This window comes from Acinetobacter sp. YH12064 (genome assembly GCF_013419735.1).
Lineage (GTDB): Bacteria > Pseudomonadota > Gammaproteobacteria > Pseudomonadales > Moraxellaceae > Acinetobacter > Acinetobacter amyesii.
On sequence record NZ_VOZP01000005.1, the window covers coordinates 33,637 to 51,995 of the forward strand.

15 protein-coding genes are annotated in these 18,359 nt (G+C 40.8%); all 15 read left to right on the top strand.

Translation table 11 applies throughout. The features are described 5' to 3' along the window. Positions 1 to 260: 260 nt before the first annotated feature. The 15 genes from FTU13_RS06280 to FTU13_RS06350 all read left to right on the top strand — a co-directional run bounded on the left by FTU13_RS06280 (position 261) and on the right by FTU13_RS06350 (position 18,334). Positions 261 to 530, top strand: a complete 270-nt coding sequence (locus FTU13_RS06280) for a hypothetical protein (protein WP_111884321.1) — start codon at positions 261 to 263, stop codon at positions 528 to 530. 590 nt (positions 531 to 1,120) lie between these two features. Further along, entirely contained in the window at positions 1,121 to 2,905 is a 1,785-nt protein-coding gene (locus tag FTU13_RS06285; protein WP_180127709.1) for an IucA/IucC family siderophore biosynthesis protein, read from the top strand. After that, positions 2,898 to 4,355, top strand: coding sequence for a lysine N(6)-hydroxylase/L-ornithine N(5)-oxygenase family protein (locus FTU13_RS06290; RefSeq protein WP_180161100.1), 1,458 nt, complete (start codon positions 2,898 to 2,900; stop codon positions 4,353 to 4,355). Before FTU13_RS06285 ends, FTU13_RS06290 begins: the two co-directional genes overlap by 8 nt. After that, complete coding sequence (locus FTU13_RS06295; protein WP_180127705.1) at positions 4,355 to 6,190, top strand: IucA/IucC family siderophore biosynthesis protein; 1,836 nt, start codon at positions 4,355 to 4,357, stop codon at positions 6,188 to 6,190. The genes FTU13_RS06290 and FTU13_RS06295 overlap by 1 nt, the downstream gene beginning before the upstream one ends. A gap of 54 nt (positions 6,191 to 6,244) precedes the next feature. Then, on the top strand, positions 6,245 to 6,877 hold the full coding sequence (locus FTU13_RS06300; protein WP_111884324.1) for a GNAT family N-acetyltransferase: 633 nt from the start codon (positions 6,245 to 6,247) through the stop codon (positions 6,875 to 6,877). Further along, entirely contained in the window at positions 6,874 to 7,266 is a 393-nt protein-coding gene (locus tag FTU13_RS06305; RefSeq protein WP_078190999.1) for a hypothetical protein, read from the top strand. Before FTU13_RS06300 ends, FTU13_RS06305 begins: the two co-directional genes overlap by 4 nt. Further along, on the top strand, positions 7,242 to 8,513 hold the full coding sequence (locus FTU13_RS06310) for an MFS transporter (protein WP_257226733.1): 1,272 nt from the start codon (positions 7,242 to 7,244) through the stop codon (positions 8,511 to 8,513). Before FTU13_RS06305 ends, FTU13_RS06310 begins: the two co-directional genes overlap by 25 nt. Before the next feature lie 15 nt (positions 8,514 to 8,528). Beyond that, positions 8,529 to 10,796, top strand: coding sequence for a TonB-dependent receptor (locus FTU13_RS06315; protein ID WP_180127701.1), 2,268 nt, complete (start codon positions 8,529 to 8,531; stop codon positions 10,794 to 10,796). A gap of 111 nt (positions 10,797 to 10,907) precedes the next feature. Continuing rightward, positions 10,908 to 12,128 carry an MFS transporter gene (locus FTU13_RS06320; RefSeq protein ID WP_180127699.1) on the top strand — a complete coding sequence of 407 codons (1,221 nt, stop codon included), beginning with the start codon at positions 10,908 to 10,910 and terminating at the stop codon, positions 12,126 to 12,128. A 235-nt stretch (positions 12,129 to 12,363) separates the two neighbouring features. Next, the gene (mtlD, locus tag FTU13_RS06325; protein WP_180127697.1) at positions 12,364 to 14,535 is read left to right on the top strand and encodes a bifunctional mannitol-1-phosphate dehydrogenase/phosphatase; all 2,172 of its coding nucleotides are present in this window, start codon (positions 12,364 to 12,366) and stop codon (positions 14,533 to 14,535) included. A 190-nt stretch (positions 14,536 to 14,725) separates the two neighbouring features. Next, the gene (locus FTU13_RS06330; protein WP_373423872.1) at positions 14,726 to 15,400 is read left to right on the top strand and encodes a 2'-5' RNA ligase family protein; all 675 of its coding nucleotides are present in this window, start codon (positions 14,726 to 14,728) and stop codon (positions 15,398 to 15,400) included. After that, complete coding sequence (gene cobU, locus FTU13_RS06335; protein ID WP_180127695.1) at positions 15,397 to 15,918, top strand: bifunctional adenosylcobinamide kinase/adenosylcobinamide-phosphate guanylyltransferase; 522 nt, start codon at positions 15,397 to 15,399, stop codon at positions 15,916 to 15,918. Before FTU13_RS06330 ends, cobU begins: the two co-directional genes overlap by 4 nt. Next, a complete protein-coding gene (gene cobT / locus FTU13_RS06340; protein ID WP_180127693.1) occupies positions 15,915 to 16,967 on the top strand; it encodes a nicotinate-nucleotide--dimethylbenzimidazole phosphoribosyltransferase in 1,053 nt (350 codons plus the stop codon). Before cobU ends, cobT begins: the two co-directional genes overlap by 4 nt. After that, a complete protein-coding gene (locus tag FTU13_RS06345; RefSeq protein ID WP_180127691.1) occupies positions 16,968 to 17,591 on the top strand; it encodes a histidine phosphatase family protein in 624 nt (207 codons plus the stop codon). It abuts the gene before it with no gap. After that, complete coding sequence (locus FTU13_RS06350; RefSeq protein ID WP_180127689.1) at positions 17,588 to 18,334, top strand: adenosylcobinamide-GDP ribazoletransferase; 747 nt, start codon at positions 17,588 to 17,590, stop codon at positions 18,332 to 18,334. Before FTU13_RS06345 ends, FTU13_RS06350 begins: the two co-directional genes overlap by 4 nt. The last annotated feature ends 25 nt before the right edge of the window (positions 18,335 to 18,359 follow it).

Sequence of the window (18,359 nt, forward strand, 5' to 3'; positions counted from 1 at the left end):
AAGTAGTTGTAAGCTCATCTAGAAACAGGTGGGCTTTTTTGCTGTTTTCAGAGTTAGCTTTGAGTAACGAAAATGTTTGTAGTCGCAGAAGTAGAATTTAGTAAAACTTCATGTTTAGAGGTTGATTCATTAATAGCACTTAAAGGTGTTTAATTATAAAAATACTTATAAAAAATAGGTATTTAAAATCAGACTAAAATAGTTGTATTTTAATTTAAAAGCTGTAATTTGAAAGTGTGATCAAATTAAGAGACAACAAAATGCCTTATTCAAATACTAAAGCGATTATTGAGCAAATCTATAATTTTGTATTAGAAAAACACAGTTTAGCATCTAAAAGTCGATTTATGCAGTTATCGATCTTCTTTAGAGAATTGCATGAAGGGGATGACTCAAAATTTACCGCAGATAGGTCTTTTTATTACAAAGGAATCTTTAACAACAAAGAAAAAAGTATATTTGCAAATGCTGCACCTGACTTTTTTGATAAGCACAAGTTTTTGGATTGGGTTGTTAAATCAATTGATTGATTTCAACCCAATCGTTTGAGTACATATTCATTACTCATGCTGTATAGCCAGTCTGAATAGAAGATATAGATCAGAAATCAGTAGGTGTTTGTTATGAAATACATGCTTATTGGTAATAAGGATGTAAGGCCAGTATGGTGTTAGTAAAGTCTTCAATGATTAAAATTTAACTGCACATTTCGTTCCTTGATTTAAATAAAAGCTTGGTTAAAAGCAGAATATAAAAACCCATGTAAAAGACATGGGTTTTTAGTTTAAGTTGCACAATGTGATAATTCGGCTAAAAAATAAGCAATATGATTTATTTGTTCAATGCTAAATGAGAAAATTATCATTTAGTTCCATTTCAGAAAATTGTATAAATAAAAACAGAAAAGTTCATATTAAAAAAATTAATTTTTAAATACATAGAGATAAGACCAAATTTGCAATCCTGTAGCAAATCTTCACAAAAATGCAATTATTAACAATAATGATTATCATTAACATGGTTTCACGCTGGCGAGCGTACTAAGGATTACTTGCACAGTTAAAGAAACATAATTACATGACAAAGCTTGGAAAAGCTTAAAAATAGAGGATATGGTCAGATGAAAGAGCTTGCAAATCGCTTGGCGATGCAGCATCTTGTCAATGCATACTCACAAGAAACCGGTAAAGGTATTTTACTGGAAAAGTATCAACAGAATTCATCACAATTGACGTTTAGCCAAGGCTTGACGTTGTTATGCATCCCTTTAGATTGCATACAATCACAGTTATTTGTACCACTATCTTATGTCAGCCTTGTTGGTAGACATCGTCTTGCAGATCTCCCACACGTCTTTAACAAGGGACAGAAACAGTCATTTAGTATCACCGCGATCGCGAGCTTATTACTTGAACAGCTCGTACAAGAGTCAGGTCATACACTGGATGCTTCATCATTATTGGAGCGTTGGATCGAAAGTCGTGAAGCGCTTATTCAATTTTTGACACTACGTGAACATGATTTTGAGGCTTTGGTCCAAGCGGAACAAAGTTTCATTGAATCGGAACAAGCTTTAATTTTAGGGCACAGCATGCATCCTGCACCGAAAAGTCGGGTCGGTTTTGTGCATGAAGATTGGGAAAGGTATTCGCCAGAAGCCAAAGGTCTAAGCCAACTGCATTATTGGTTGGTAGCTCCAGAATATATTCAAGAAGGTTCAGCTTTAGATCAAGCTGTATCAGCGCAATTGAAAAGTGAATTGCAATGGCATTTATCAGAAACTGATCAAGCACTACTGAATGCCTATTCACATTATAAGTTATTGCCTTTGCATCCTTGGCAAGCACGTTATTTACAGTCAAAAACATGGTTTAAAAACTTAAAAACCAAATTAAAAATTATCGATTTTGGCGAGAAAGGTTGGGCATTTTCACCAACAACTTCGGTACGCACTATGGCAAGTTTTGCAGCGCCGTGGATGTTAAAACCATCACTATCTGTAATGATCACCAATTCAATTCGGGTTAACCTTGCCAAAGAATGTCACCGTGGTGAAATGACCCATCGACTTTGGCATTCAAGTCTTGGTGAACGTATTTTACAACAATGCCCAACGCTCAAAGCGGTGAATGATCCTGCATGGATGGCATTGAACATAGATGATGAAATCGTCGATGAAACTATTTGCATCTTCCGTGATCAGCCTTTTAGTGAAAAGCAGCAGGTGAGTTGTATTGCATCATTATGCCAAGATCATCCAGCACAGCCGAAAAGCCGTTTTAATGCCTTATTTGAACAAATAGCAAAACAACAACCTGAACTTGATCAAAGCGCCATTGCGATCAATTGGTTTAAACAATTTTTGGCAATTAGTCTGAAACCACTGATGTATATGTACCATCAATACGGAATGGCTTTTGAATCACATCAGCAAAATGTCTTACTTGAGCTTGAACATGCAATGCCTAAATATCTATGGCTGCGCGACAATCAAGGCTTTTACTATATTGAAGAACTTGCAGGTGAAGTCTTAAGCGTATTTCCAGAGTTGCAAGAAAAAGCGCATGCCGTGGGTTCCAAAGCCTTTGTCGATGAGCGCTTTAGCTATTATTTCTTTGGTAATACTTTATTCGGCATTATCAATGCAATTGGTGCAACTGGATATGTCACAGAGCAAGTGTTGATATCGATATTGCAAAATGAACTTTTGGACTTACATCGGGCATATCCAGAAAGTTCATTGATTCCTTCATTACTGTATCAGCCGACCTTGCCGTATAAGGGTAATCTGTTGACGCGCTTGTATGAGCTGGATGAATTGATTGCCCCAGTCGATCAGCAATCGGTTTATGTACAGTTGCCAAATCCTTTATGTGTGGAACAGAAGGATGTGCAATATGCTTGATTTTATTGGGATAGGCTTAGGGCCATTTAACCTTAGTTTGGCGAGTTTGCTACATAAGCAAAATCATTTGCAGTATCAATTTTTTGAAAAGAAACCACAGTTCGACTGGCATGCGGGTATGCAATTGCCCAATACAGTACTGCAAGTGCCGTTTATGGCCGATCTGGTTTCCATGATCGATCCAACCAGTCCTTTTAGTTTTTTAAATTACTTAAAGGCGCAGCAGCGTTTATACAAATTCTATTTTTTAGAACAAGCTCAGATTCCTAGACGTGAATATAACCATTATTGTCAATGGGTTGCAGACCAACTAGAGCATATTCAATATCAATCAACCGTAAAAGCCATTTATGCCCAAGAGCAAGGCTTTGAAGTCATGGTTGAACAAGATGGACGTTTTAGACGTTATCAATGTCGAAATTTGGTCATTGGTTCGGGCAATATTCCGCATTTACCACAGTGTCTAAAAGACATACAACAGCAATATCCGGAGCGCTGCTTACATTCTGCAAATTATTGCAATGCAGCGTTAAATCACTTGAAAGGGAATGTGGTTGTACTGGGATCAGGCCAGTCTTCGGCCGAAGTTTTTATGGATCTGTTTGATCGTCAATATTTGCAGGATCAGACGACAACAGCGCAGTTTAAATTGCATTGGCTGACCCGTTCTAATGGTTTTTTCCCGATGGAATATGCGCCGCTGGGTTTAGAGCATTTTAGTCCGGATTATACTACGCACTTTTATCAACTAAGTCCTGAAAATAAAGCCGAACAACTGAAACAACAAGGTTTGTTATATAAGGGCATCAGTGCAAAAACCATCCGTGATATTTACCAAAAACTGTATCACCGGAGTATTGGTCAAAATATTCAACAGACGCATTTACATGCTCAGGTGGGTTTGGTCGATGCCGAGCCTCATGGTGCGGGCATCCGTTTGCAGTTTCAGCATAAAGTCACGGCAGAACAATTCTATCTAGATGCGGACTTTGTCGTGGCTTCAACGGGATATCACAGTCCAGAGTGGCAATATCTCAAATATCTAAAACCACTGATTCAATGTGATGAATTCGGTCGCTGGAAAATTAGTCAGGACTACCGCGTACAGCATGACGCTGTCGGTGAAATTTTTGTTCAAAATCAGGAAATGCACAGCCACGGCGTAGGAACACCAGATTTAGGGCTGGGTGCTCACCGTGCAGCGGTCATTGCTAATCAATTATTGGGTTTTGACTTATACGATTTAGGCGATCAAGCACAAAGTTTCCAACATTTTTCACCCAGTGAAAATACTGAAATGCACAGTATGGGCATTGTGAAGAAATCAGCGCCAACCAATATCCAAAGACCTTTATCCGTTAAAAAAACCATTGCCAACTATGCAATGAACCGCAATACGACCATGCCGAATAAGCAAGAACAGAATGCGGTTAAACTCGAGAAATTATAATGACATTTGCAAAATTACAGATAAATCAAACGCAGTGGCGCCGTGCAGGGCAAAGACTGATTGAAATGGCGATTGCTGAATTCTTATATGAAGAAATTATTCAGATTCAGCAAGTGGAAAATAACACTTGGCAACTCAATCTGGATGACAAAACGTATCAATTTGAAGCGACTCAGTTTCTGCTTGGGCATTGGCGTATTGTTGAAGGGAGCGTTCGAGAGTTAAGTGAATCGACAACAGAGCCCGCATGGAATCTGCATGAATTTATTCGTGCTTTTTCAAATCAAGCTGAGGTGAAACCATTTACCAAGGCCTATTTGATTAAAGAAATGAACAATACATGGTTGGCTGAAGCACACGTTTTTGATGAACAGCGATTGCTGAGTCAGGCTGTGCTGTCAGCACCGCACTATCAAATTGAAGGTATGTTGCGTGGACACCCTTGGCTCATTATGAGTAAAGGCCGTATGGGCTTTGGCTATGATGATTATTTAAGCTCAGCACCAGAGATTTCTCCAACGGTTAAAGTTCTGTGGTTAGCTGTTCATCGTGATTTAGCTGAGTTTCGTTCGACCGAGGCTTGGGATGCGAAAAGCTTATATCGCCATGAATTGAATTCTGCGCAATTACACGATTTTCAACAGCAATTGGCGGACAAAGCCGTAGATGCTGCTGAGTATTATTTTATTCCTGTACATGCGTGGCAGTGGCATCAGTGGTTAATCCCGACCTATGCCAATGAAATCGTCGATCAGCGCATTGTAGAGCTGGACATTGGACAAGATGACTATGTGCCAATGCAATCCATTCGTACCTTATGCAATACCAGTCATCCTGAACGTCATTATGTGAAGTTACCTGTCAGTATCTTTAATACGGCGGTCTATCGAGGTTTGCCTTCAAAACGAAATTTGGCTGCACCTGCGGTGACCGCTTGGCTGAAGGACATTCAATATCATGATGTAGACCTGCAAAAAACACAGGTAGCATTTTTGGGTGAAGTTGCAAGTTTAACTTTGCAACAGCCATGTTTTGATCAGATAGACGGTGCGCCTTACCAATTTAAAGAATTGTTTGGGTGCTTATGGCGTGAAAGTGTAGAGCCATGTATTGGTGAACATGAGATGGCACTTTCCCAAGCCGCATTGTTACATCGAGACATAAACGGTCAATCTATTTTATCCGTGTTGATTCAGGCTTCAGGTTTGACGCCTTTGCAATGGCTGAAACGATTTGCCGAAGTTTGTGTAACACCGCTACTAATTTGCTTATACAAATATGGTTTAGCTTTTTCTCCGCACGGTGAAAACACCATGTTGATCCATGAAAATGGCTTACCGAAAAAAATGGTGCTGAAGGACTTTATTGATGATGTCAATTTAGTTGATGAAGATTTTCCAGAACTCGAAAATTTACCACCCGAAGGGCAAATTTTACTGCGCCATCCTGCTGAAGAACTTAGTCACTTTATCTTTACAGGTTTATTCATGGTGCATTACCGCTATATCTGTAATGTCTTCCTTGAAGATTATCCAGAGCATACAGAACTTGAGTTTTGGCAAACCATCTCCAGCGTGATCGACGAATTTCATCAAGCACATCCTGAATTGGCAGATCGTATTGAAAAATTCAGTATGTTCCGTCCAAGTTTCGAGAAAATTTGTCTGAACCGAGTTCGACTGTTTACTACCAGTTATAACGACGAAGCAGAACGACCGGTACCTGTATTTTTAGACCCAATTGCAAATCCTGTGAGTCCAAACACATTAAATCAGTGGGCGAAACAACAGCATACGGCTGAGCAGAAAACGACAACCAACCGTATTGCGTCATAAGCAGATTTTTGAGCTAAGAACAGAAAAGATTAAATAAATTTAAAGGACGACATCATGACAACGTTATCACGACAACTACCTGATTTTTATGAATACTATGAGAATGAGACGCAATACTACTTACGACAAATGCAATATCCAGAAGATATGGCTTTGGTTCATAAATGGATGCATGAACCGCATGTGATTCCACAGTGGCAACTCAATAAGTCAGAAACTGAACTAAAAGTGTATTACGAAAAAATGCTGGCAGATGATCATCACCGAATTTTGATCGTAGGGGTAAACGGTAAAGATGTGGGCTACACAGAGATTTACGAGGGAAAACGGGATCGATTAGGTTTGTACTACGACGGTGACGAGCTAGATCTAGGTTGGCATTTGTTATTTGGTGAAAAGTCCGTTTTTGGTAAAGGCTATTTACGTCCCGTCATGCGTTTATTGAGTTTTTATATCTTTGAAAATGCCGCATCAGCCAAGATTGTGGGAGAGCCTGATCATAGTGTGAAGCCTTATGCCGTCGTAGTTGAAGACATGTGCTATGAAGCGCAGCGCCTAATCCCAATGCCTGAAAAGACTGCCATGTTGTATTACTGCTTTAGAGAAACTTTTTATGCAAAATTCGGTCATTACTTAAACGACTCCAAGGCATTTCAGCATCAGCAACTAGCTAAGGCGGTGTCATGAGTTATCGCTGCACCCACATGCACATACTGGACATGCGCTTTTCAGCGCATGTTTCAGTGGAAGAGTTTGAACAATGGTTGACTCAAGTTGAGCGCTTTTTTCTGAAAAGTCAGCCCTTTGTTTTGGTTATGCAAACGGCTGAGGGAACAACTTTTCCAGAAGAATATCGGCAAATACAGGCCGTTTGGTACAAGAAGTTTAAACATCTCTTTTTTCAATATTGTTTGGGTCTGGTGCGTATTGCGCAAGATCCAGATGACTTCAAACGTTTAAACACACCCGCACTGCATGCAGCGTGGCGTGTGCCTTATTACGTTTCATTAGAACAGTCTGATGCGCTGCAATGGGCAGTGCAGAGGTGGATATGCAACAACACTCAAGAAAATTAAATCATGCAATTTCACCATCTCAAATTTCAGTCCTGAGTTTGAGCGTCGTGATCATTTTGTACTTAGCACATGCATTACCTTTGTATTTTTACAATGTAGCTTTGCCTGCCATTTTACGACATCAAGGGGTAGATTTACGTTGGATTGGCATGTTATCGCTGCTTTACATTCCATGGGCATTCAAGTTTTTTTGGGCGCCTTGGATCGATCAGCTCTATGTCAAAAAACTCGGTAAACGTAAAACATGGCTGTTGTTTACGCAAATCGCATTGGTACTGGGGGTACTGGTTTTAGCCTTTACGCAGTTTTCTTATGGGCTGACTTTATTTGTCATTGTTGGTTTATGGATTTCAACGTTTGCGGCAACGCAAGATATTGCGATTGATGGTTATACCGTAGAGAAATTTACCGAAGGCAATTACCGTCTGGGCAGTATGGCACAAAGTATTGGGGTGGCCGTCGGTAGTATGCTCGGTGGCGCTGCGACTTTATGGATTTACCAATATTGGGGTTGGCAGTCAGCGCTCACAACTTTAGCGCTGCTGACATTTTTAACCATGTTTGCTGTGTTTTTTATTCAAGAAGAGCCTCAAACTCAAATTGCCAAAGCCAAACCAAGCCTACGACAAGCGTTTAAACGACCTGAGATTCGTTGGGCCTTGCTGCTCATTGTTTGTTATCGCGTGGTGGAAGCACCCGCTATGGCAATGCTGAATCCCATGTTGATCGATCAAAAATGGTCACTGTCTCAGATCGGGGTGTTGATGTCTGTGGTCGGTGCCGGTGTCGGCCTGATTGCAGCTGTTAGTGCAGCTGTATTGCTGAAAAAAATCAAAGCGACGCAATTGTTGGTCTGGGCAGGATGGTTACGTACATTGCTATATGCCGTCATTGGGGCAGCCGTTGTATTGGGATGGTTGAATCAATGGCATCTGCTTTTAGGTGTATTTGTCGTGTTGATGCTAGCCATTCGTTATATCGCCATGACATCACTCTATGCCTATTTCATGCAGACCAGTTCTAAAGAACAGGCGGGTACCGATTTCACTATATTAGTTTGCTTTGAATTGCTTGTGTACTTCATTGGCGGCGCATTTTCAGGTTTTCTCGCAAAATCATTAGGCTATGGATATTTTTACTGGGTATTGGCAATCGGCTCAGTAATCAGTGTCTTACTTAGTCAACGCATTGTTTTAAAAACACAAAATTTAAAAACTCAAACTCTTCCGACTCAATCGGAACTCTAAGAAATGGAAAAGAATATGAAACGTTTAGCTCTACCGATGCAACTGACTTGTCTCAGCTTAGCAATTTGCACTCAGCTTTATGCGCAAGACGTCACGACAGACACTGCACAAAATACAGCAGTTGAAACACAAACTACAGAAGCTACTAAAATGGAACCGATTGTTGTGACGGCAACCCGTTCTGCGAAAAGCATTGCCGATATTGCGGGTACGGTGTACAGCATTCCTAAAGAAGAAATTGAAAAACAAGCTAATGCAGGTAAAAGCACAGCCGATATTGTCGGTTTATTGGTGCCATCACTGACTCCATCGAGTGGTACAACGTCTAACTATGGGATGACCATGCGTGGACGTGTGGTGCAATACATGATCGATGGTGTGCCGCAAACGGGATATCGTGATGGATCTCGACAACTGGCAAGTATTAGCCCGTCGATGATTGAACGAATTGAAGTGGTCTCAGGTGCAAGTAGTATTTATGGTTCAGGTGCAACAGGCGGTATTATCAATATCATCACCAAACGTGGTGGATCGGAACCGCTGAGTTTTGAAACGAAAGTCGGTGTCACTTCTGGTAATAACTTTAAGTCCGATGCGTTAGCTTATGAAGCTGCTCAAACCATGAACTTTAATCAAGGCAATTTACGCGGAACTTTAGGTGCTAGCTATACCAAACGTGGTGAAATACAAGATAGCCATGGCAACCGTATTGGACCTGAAATTGCGCAAACAGACCGTCAAGATACCGACACCTTAGATCTAAATGGTCGCGTCAGTTGGAAAATTGCCGATGGTCAAACGCTGAGTTTCGGTGCGCAATATTATAATGATGAGCAAGATAGTGACTATGGCCCTGACTATGGTCCAAATTTAAATGCGCTGCGCTCACAGCCCGTGGGTGGCAAGCTGCCGTTGTCATTAAATGCGGTAAAAGGTTTACAACTTGCTGAACAACCACAAACTGAACGTTATAGCATCAATGCACAATATGAAAATCAGGATATTTTAGGGCATCGTCTAAACGCTGAAACGTATTATCGAAATGAAAAGGCACGTTGGTTCCCATCTGCACGTCAAATGACCCCTGAACTCTTCTTGGTGTATCAGTCAGAAACCGATATTGATGTGTTAGGCGCACGTGTTGCTCTACAAAAAGATCTTAACTTAAATGGTCGTGAACTGGGGCTAACCTATGGTGTGGACTATGAAAATGAAAAAGATCAACAAAATATCCAGATGTATGACAGCGCAACCTTTATTCAAAGTAATGGTTTGAGTTATCAGCCGTTTAACTACTATGCCTTTGGCCCAGATGTTGAAACAGAAAAACTTGGGGTATTTGCCCAAGTGCAATATGAATTAACCGACCGACTTGGCTTACAAGCTGGTATTCGCCATGAGCGGGTAGAAAGCGATGTCGATTCATCTGTGCCTTATATGGAAGCCATTACTGCAGATTTAACCCCAGGCTATGTGGCGAAAACACTGAATGGCGGCAATGTAAAACATGATGCAACGCTGTTTAATGTTGGCGCGGTGTATCACTTAACAGATGCACAGCAAGTGTTTGCTAATTTCTCACAAGGTTCAAACTTGCCCGATGTGCAACGTATGCTGCGTGATGTGCCTGCAAATTCTGTGATTAATAGCCAAACCATTGACCCGATTAAAGTCAATAACTATGAACTCGGTTGGCGTGTACAAAATGCCGGTGGTTTAAATGCAGGAGTGACAGCTTTTTATAATGACTCAGATAAAAGCCTGAAATTTGGTGCGCCGAATTACACCATTGATGTTATTGATACCGATGAACGTATCTATGGTGTCGAAGCCAATGCCAGTTATGAAGTTCAACCAAATTGGACAGTTGGCGGCACAGTTGCATATACCACGGGCCAATTTAAAAATACCCAAGGTGACTGGCAAGAATTGGATGCCATTCGTGTAGCACCTTTAAAAGGTACAGCATTTTCAGAGTGGCAATTTGATAATGACATGAGCCTACGTGTTCAAGCTTTAGCGATTGGCGGTACAGACAAAGCCCAAAAAGACGCTGTGAAATATGGATCTGCTCCAGCAGCGTCAATTAAAGGCTTTGCAACGATGGACGTGATTGCCAATGCAAAAGTAGGACCGGGTAATGTGGGCTTTGGTGTCTACAACGTGTGGAATACGGATTATAAGTCGGTATACAGTCAGTCGGTTGAAACTGTCTATGGCCCAATTTCTAGCCTAGCGGCTCAAGGTCGCACCTACGGTTTAAGTTATACGGTGAAATACTGATTTAAAGCCTGAATCAGGTTTAAAGCACGGTATCGTGACTTACAAAATAGAGGTAGCTTAAGTCACCTCTATTGTTTATAACGTAGCCATTAAAAATGGATAACAAAAATAATGGATCGAAATAACAAACTGTTTATTGCTGCCAGTCTTGCCAATGGTGCAAGTTTCTCGATGATATTGCCGCTGTTGGCGCCATTGGTTCGTGAGTTAAAACTTTCTGAACTACAAGGCGGTGCGATGGTTTCCGTCGGTGCGCTGCTGATGGCTGTTGGTGCGATTTACATTTCAAAAAATCAATCTAAGTTTTCGATTTATCAACTCTTGAGTATCGGTTTTGTGGGCATGGCTGTGACATGGGGGATATTTACAGCCGTGTTGATGTATGGCCTTACTGTTCATATAGGGATGTTGCTGCTATTTAGTTTATTAATGTTGTCACGCGCAGCGACTGGGGTATTTATGGCGATGCCACAGATTGCCTTGCAAACTTATGTGATGACCCGTTTTAGCAATGAGCAGCAGCGTTCACAAGCAATGTCAAAATTCGGTGCATTAAATAGTGCAGGCGTGATCATTGGTCCATTTCTAACCACCTTGCTGCTGGGCTTTGGTGGAATCATGACGCCACTGTGGGCAGCAATTATTATTTTAGCGTTGATTTCTGTGGTCTTGGTGTTCAGCTTTGACCGACATACCGAACAGCATAGCGTTGAAAAGCCAGTGACAGAAAAGCATGAGTCACCATCTACAGATTTGAGCATTCAGCAATGCTATCCATGGTTAATGTTGGGATTCAGTCTCTATCTTGCCATCGTGACCGTAAATTTAACGGCCGGGTTTTATATTCAAGACCGCTTTAATATGACTGCTGCAGAAGGTGCAGTGCATTTTGCAGAGTGTTCTCTCGTCGTGGGTATCGCTTTGGTGATTATGCAAACGCTGATTTCTAAGTATTTAAATTGGTCCGTATATCGCTTACTGTGGGTTGGGCTGTTTAGCATGGCAGCAGCCTTGCTGATTTCGGTTTTCACTACTGAATTACAGATATTTCAAGCTACATATCTTTTATATGGTATATCGGTTGCATGTTTAATCCCTGCATTTACAACGGGTGCAGCGCAAACGGCGCCCAGTGCGTTACAGACTAAGGTGGCAAGTTGGTGTACAGCCACTCAGGCTTTGAGCTTTGTTGTCGGGCCACTGATTAGTACGGGTTTATATCAATGGCACAAAGAATTTCCGTATTATTTTTTATTTTTAGTGATGCTTGGTTTAATCGTATTCTTTTTATTTCAAATCAAAACTCAAACCGTGAAGCGAGTACCTGAGTGAAATATGCAGAGACTTGTAGACTTACTTCAATAGGTCGGTGTGAAGATAGGACTATCCTGACAATAGTGGGCTTTGATTACATGATGTTACTTGATCGGTGATTGATCTTACAAAATAGATGTTTAAAGCAAGCACTTTGATTAAAAAATAATCACAATTGTTTCATTAATTCTCAAAGTACTGAATCAATAGTTTTCTCCGTTATTCTTTTCACATAAAAAATAACGGAGGTTAAATGCTTAAATTTAATAATGATTTGGTTCTGGGCGCCATTTTTGATATGGATGGAACAATGTTTGATACTGAACGTTTACGGTTTCAAACATTGAAACAGGCATCTCTTGAATTGACCGGTGTTGAGTTTTCCGAATCATATCTGATGAATTGTTTGGGGCTAAGTGCACAAAGCGCGCATCGATTGGCCCAAGCCGAATATGATGAAAACATTCCATACGCAGATATTCGCAAACGCGCAGATGAATTAGAGTTGGAGCATGTTCGTCAGTTTGGTGTACCGATCAAAAAAGGTTTGGTTCAAGTATTAGAACGCTTACGCAAGTCAGGACTGAGGATGGCCGTGGCAACATCGAGTCGCCGTGCAATCGCAGAAGAATATCTCATCAATGCCAATGTGTATAAGTTCTTTGATGTCTTGGTTTGCGGTGATGAAGTTGAAAATGGTAAGCCACATCCTGAAATATTTATGCGTGCTGCCGCAAAGCTGAATTTAAATCCTGCTGATTGTTTGATGTTTGAAGACTCGGAAAATGGTGTGACTTCGGCCTTTGACGCTGGCGGTATTACCGTACTGTTTAAAGATATTAAATCGCCCAATCAAAACATGCTGTCCAAAGCCAAATATTATTATGAATGTATGTATGACTGTTTGACGGAACTTGACCCGTTCACTGCGCATTTAGAGATGCCGCATGTGCAAGAGGCTTTTCCACAAACCCTTAATCAGCTCACTGTTGGTATTCATGGTTTTGGGGCGATTGGTGGTGGTTATTTAGCACAAATTTTGTCGCATTGGGATGGTTATACTCGCCCGAAAAAAATCTATGCTTCGACACGTAACCCTTTATATCGCTCTGCGGTCAATGCATTTGGTACCTATTGTATTCGCTATGGTCAATTGTCTTATGACGAACGCATTGAAAACATGGCAGTCATTGATGCTGAAAATATTCAGCAGATGCAAGAGATGTACACAGAGTCGAGTTTGGTTGCCATCTGTTTGCCTGAAAAAGCGATTGCAGAAGAAGCCAAAACTATTGCGCAAGGCTTGTATGCACGACATATTGCACATGATGAAAAAGCCATAGAACCCCTAACGATGCTCATTATTTTGAATAAAGTTGGGGCAAAACAATTATTAATGACACATTTAAAACAGGCTTTAACTGAGCTTGCAGGGGCGGTCGTTGCAGAGAAAATCATACAACAACACTATTTTTGCGATACCGTGGTCAACCGCATGGTATCTAAGTTAAGTGACCAAAACTTATATCGTCAGCTCCGTATAAAATATAATATCTTCAAACAGTTTCAATTAGATGAAGTTGAAGTGGATGCTCAATTAGACTTAGAAGATGCGACGAAATTAAATCCTGATCAAGAACGTCAAGCCACTTTATATGTTGAGGATATGCGCCGAAATTTCCACCCAAGTCATATATTGCAAAGCATGGATTTAATTTTATTTAACGCAGAATCTGACATGCCGATCTATGTAGAAAATAACAGTCCTTTGTTAGAAAAAATGCGTCAAATGATTTTGGTCGATCATATTGAAGATATTCAGCTAATCAAAAATCGCTTATGGAATGGCGTACATGCCATGTTGGCTTGGCAATCTGCACTGTTCAATCATCAAACCATAGGTGTGGCACTTGCAGATCATCGTGTTGATCAATTTATGCATGAACTCATTGACGAGGTGAAGGCTGGTTTAGCACTGCGCTTACCAAATCGTGCTTTTGATTTAACACGACTGGCAGAAAGCTTTATAAACTCTTGTGAACATGCGTATAAAGATCCGTGTGCGCGTGTGGCACGAGATCCTTTACGTAAACTTGCAATTAATGAACGAGTGTTGGGCTCGTTGGCGACCAATGTGAAATATGGACTGGAGACAACGCACCTACAGCAAGGTATTGTCTATGGTTTGATGTATGCCGTGAGTGTTAATCAATGTTCGATGGATCAGGCTATCAACTTTATCCAGTTGCAATTTTCAGAACTGAAAAAGACAAACGAGCTTGAACAACTGGAACGTATTGAACAGATTGAGGCCAATGTAATGATACAGTTGCAGCATTTTTCTGATCAGTCCACAGAGCAGTTTACATCTTGGAAAAACCATGCTGTAACGCAAGATCAGAAAGATACTGCGAAATTTGCCTAAAATATAATGCTTATCTGTGCGCAATATATATTGAATCAAAATGCTGAGTATGACTCGGCATTTTTTTCTTACAAAGATGCTTTAGATGAATGAATTTCAGCTTTAAATGAATATTACTAAATCAAAATTGGGCAAAGTCTGTTTTGATTCATGCTTTAATAAAGCAGATTGAATTTAAAGTGATTTATCTGTGTTTTTAAAACCCTCAATGCAAGTCGTACCGACGCTCAATCAGGATTATCCCGATTGGCATCAAGGTCGTCAGCACTATGCTTTGTGGTATATAGAAATACAGGATCCTGAATTATTGGCATATCTTACAGCACTTCGAGCGCAGTTTTCAGATCTTTTATACACGCCGAATACGCGCCAATTTCATATTACCGTGTTTATTTGTGGTTTTTTTCAAGAGCTGAATAAAACCCAATTATTCGATCATTCTGAACAACGATGGAATGATAATTTCTCAGCAGATGAATTGGCACTGCACCAACAACAACTTCGACAGTTATCGCTATCTAATATTCGGTTATGTACAGGTCAGATCAATAGCTTTCAAAGCGCGCTGTTTATTGAAATTGTGGATGTAGAGCGTAAGTTAGACCATCTACGTCAAGCTTTGAATTTAAGTTCGAATGAAATTGCACCAATCGAATATTGTCCGCATATCACATTGGGCTTGTATAAACAGGCATGGAATAGCGATGATATTTTTGAAAGAATCCAACAAATTGAACAGCACAGCTTTGATTTTGAAAGCGAGCAGCTGACTTTTGGTCATTATCAGGCTCAAGTATTACAAGGGGTGTTGAGTCCTTATTATCAACATCAGTTTAGACAAAATATAGAGATGGCACAGTCATGATTCATTTCATTTTGGGTGGGGCACGTTCAGGTAAGAGCCGACTTGCAGAACAAAAAGCCAAAGAAAGTGCTCAAGCCGTCATCTATGTGGCTACAGCACAAGCCTATGATGAGGAAATGCAGGAGCGAATTCAGCATCATCAAGCGGACCGACCTGAACATTGGGGGCTGATTGAAGAGCCTTTGTATTTAGCCGATCGCTTAGTTGAAATAGACCAAGCTCATCAAACCATTCTTATCGATTGTTTAACGCTGTGGATGAGTAATGTATTGCTGCATGAACAAGCAGACTTTCAACAGCATCAATGCCAAAAATTACTTACGGTGCTGCCAACATTAAAGTCAGACATTATTTTAGTCAGTAACGAAACTGGACTAGGCGTTGTTCCCATGGGACAAATCAGTCGAAAATTCGTCGATGAATCTGGGCGCTTACATCAACAAATTGGTCAAATTGCTGACCATGTGGTGTTTTGTGTTGCAGGTTTTCCAATAATCTTAAAAGGAGATAAAGCATGAACTGGTGGCAAGAACCCTGTCAAAATCCGAGTATCGAAGCTAAGCAACAGGCGGTAAATCACCAGTTACAGCTAACTAAACCTACGGGCTCGCTTTCAGAACTTGAAAATGTAGCGGTGCAACTTGCATCATTACAAAACACGGATCAGCCTAATATCGATTTCCCATGGATCACCATCTTTGCAGGTGATCATGGCGTGATGGAAGAAAATATTTCGGCCTATCCTCAAGCTGTCACACGCCAAATGCTACAAAACTTCACGACAGGTGGTGCATGTATTAGTGTCATTGCACGTGAGTATCAAGCCAAACTACAAGTGATTGACTGTGGTTCGGTAGGCGAAGCTTATGAATATGCAGGGGTAGAGCGCTACTGTATTGCAGCGGGTACAGCAAATTTTGCTAAAACTGTTGCGATGAGCGAATCACAATGTATTGAAGCGATGAATCTTGGTCGTAAAAGTGTTGAAGATGCTATCGCTGCAGGTGCGTCTATTTATGTCGCAGGGGAAATGGGCATTGGTAATACCTGTTCGGCTTCTGCTGTTGCATGTTTTTTATTTAATGAGCCGGCCGAAAAACTGACAGGTGTTGGTACAGGTATTCGTGCTGAACAATTGGCACATAAGAAACAAGTGATTGATCAAGCTTTAGCTTTACATCAGGACTATGTCGGCCAAGATGTCTTTAAAGCTCTATGTGCTGTAGGTGGTTTGGAAATTGCCGCAATGGTTGGAGCATACATTCGCTGTGCGCAATTGGGTTTGGCAATGGTCGTGGATGGATTTATTAGTACGGTTTCTGCCTTGGTCGCTGTTCGTTTAAATCCTGCTGTACGTGAATGGATGCTTTTTGGTCATCAATCGGCTGAATATGGGCACCAACGTTTACTTCAAGCCCTTGAAGCTGAACCACTTTTAAAGTTGAATTTACGTTTAGGTGAAGGCAGCGGTGCCGGTGCGGCATTGGGTTTAATTCGTTTGGCATGTCGTTTACATAACAACATGGCGACTTTTGCACAAGCTGCTGTGATTGGTGAAAAAGTTTAAATGGAACATTTCCGTTTAGATATATTGCGTCATGGTGAGACTGAACTGAGCCATACCTTACGTGGCTCTACAGATGATACTTTGACGCAAAAAGGTTGGCAGCAGATGCAGCAGACCATAGATGATGTATTGAGCGTCATACATACACACGGTTTAGCGAGCTGGGATGTCATCATCACTTCTGACTTACAGCGCTGCCGTTTATTTGCTTTAGATTTGTCTCAACAACTTAAATGTCCAATGTTTGAAAATGCGAAGTTTCAAGAAATGCATTTTGGCGACTGGGAAGCGGTATCAACCAAGCATATCTATGAAAACACTCCAGAGTTACTCGCACAGTTTTGGCAAAGTCCCAGCACATTTACGCCACCGAATGCAGAAAGTCTTCAGCAATTTCAACATCGGATATTAAGCGGTCTAGATGAGTTAGTCTTGCAGGCTCAACAGCATCATTGGCACCGCGTTTTATTGGTTTCCCATGGCGGCGTGATTAAATTATTGAAATGTATGGCACAGCAAAGTCACTTAGATGATTTATTAAAAATGACTGCCGAATTGGGACAATTAAATTCATTCATTGTGCAAAATCGTACAAATATTCGTCTTTTGGAGCAAAGTGAATGACACCTTTTTGGATTGCTCTACAGTTTCTCACGACTTTCCCGATTCAACTTAAAGCGATGCCATCGAAACAGCAAAATGGACAGTCTTTGTTGTTTTATCCAGCGGTGGGATTGTTGATCGGTTGCATTCTTGCCTTGCTTGCTTTTACATTGCATAGTCTGCCGATTATCTTACTCAGCAGTATTTTGCTGGTAGTTTGGATTTGGCTCACAGGTGGATTACATCTAGATGGTTTAGCTGATACGGCAGATGCGTGGGTCGGTGGCTTTGGTGATGCCGAGCGTACACTTAACATCATGAAAGACCCTGCATGTGGGCCGATCGGTGTTTTGAGCCTCGTCGTGATTTGCTTACTCAAATGGTCGGCACTTTATGTTTTGCTACAACAGAAAATGTATTTGGCATTGATTGTATTTCCAATGTTGGGTCGTTTAGCCCCTTTATTTTTGTTTTTAACAACTCAGTATGTCCGTGAAAAAGGCTTAGGCTCATCGATAGCAGAAACTATTCGACGCAAGTCGGCATACATGGTCTTTATACTCTGCCTAAGTGCATGTTTGTATTTTAGCTGGCTTGGAGTGGTCAGTATTCTTACATTTATTTGTACTTTATTGTATTTGCGATGGAAATTTATTCAGCGTATAGGTGGTGTGACAGGAGATACAATTGGTGCCGCGATTGAAATCACAGAAGTGTCGAGTCTTTTAGCGTTTGTCATAGCAATACATTATTTAGCTGTATAGTTTTACAGATGAAACAGTTTAAATC

Excerpts from the sequence above, each read along its gene's own strand:
- FTU13_RS06280 (WP_111884321.1), top strand. The coding sequence starts at position 261 with ATGCCTTATTCAAATACTAAAGCGATTATTGAGCAAATCTATAATTTT.
- FTU13_RS06285 (WP_180127709.1), top strand. The coding sequence starts at position 1,121 with ATGAAAGAGCTTGCAAATCGCTTGGCGATGCAGCATCTTGTCAATGCA.
- FTU13_RS06290 (WP_180161100.1), top strand. The coding sequence starts at position 2,898 with ATGCTTGATTTTATTGGGATAGGCTTAGGGCCATTTAACCTTAGTTTG.
- FTU13_RS06295 (WP_180127705.1), top strand. The coding sequence starts at position 4,355 with ATGACATTTGCAAAATTACAGATAAATCAAACGCAGTGGCGCCGTGCA.
- FTU13_RS06300 (WP_111884324.1), top strand. The coding sequence starts at position 6,245 with ATGACAACGTTATCACGACAACTACCTGATTTTTATGAATACTATGAG.
- FTU13_RS06305 (WP_078190999.1), top strand. The coding sequence starts at position 6,874 with ATGAGTTATCGCTGCACCCACATGCACATACTGGACATGCGCTTTTCA.
- FTU13_RS06310 (WP_257226733.1), top strand. The coding sequence starts at position 7,242 with ATGCAACAACACTCAAGAAAATTAAATCATGCAATTTCACCATCTCAA.
- FTU13_RS06315 (WP_180127701.1), top strand. The coding sequence starts at position 8,529 with ATGAAACGTTTAGCTCTACCGATGCAACTGACTTGTCTCAGCTTAGCA.
- FTU13_RS06320 (WP_180127699.1), top strand. The coding sequence starts at position 10,908 with ATGGATCGAAATAACAAACTGTTTATTGCTGCCAGTCTTGCCAATGGT.
- mtlD (WP_180127697.1), top strand. The coding sequence starts at position 12,364 with ATGCTTAAATTTAATAATGATTTGGTTCTGGGCGCCATTTTTGATATG.
- cobU (WP_180127695.1), top strand. The coding sequence starts at position 15,397 with ATGATTCATTTCATTTTGGGTGGGGCACGTTCAGGTAAGAGCCGACTT.
- cobT (WP_180127693.1), top strand. The coding sequence starts at position 15,915 with ATGAACTGGTGGCAAGAACCCTGTCAAAATCCGAGTATCGAAGCTAAG.
- FTU13_RS06345 (WP_180127691.1), top strand. The coding sequence starts at position 16,968 with ATGGAACATTTCCGTTTAGATATATTGCGTCATGGTGAGACTGAACTG.
- FTU13_RS06350 (WP_180127689.1), top strand. The coding sequence starts at position 17,588 with ATGACACCTTTTTGGATTGCTCTACAGTTTCTCACGACTTTCCCGATT.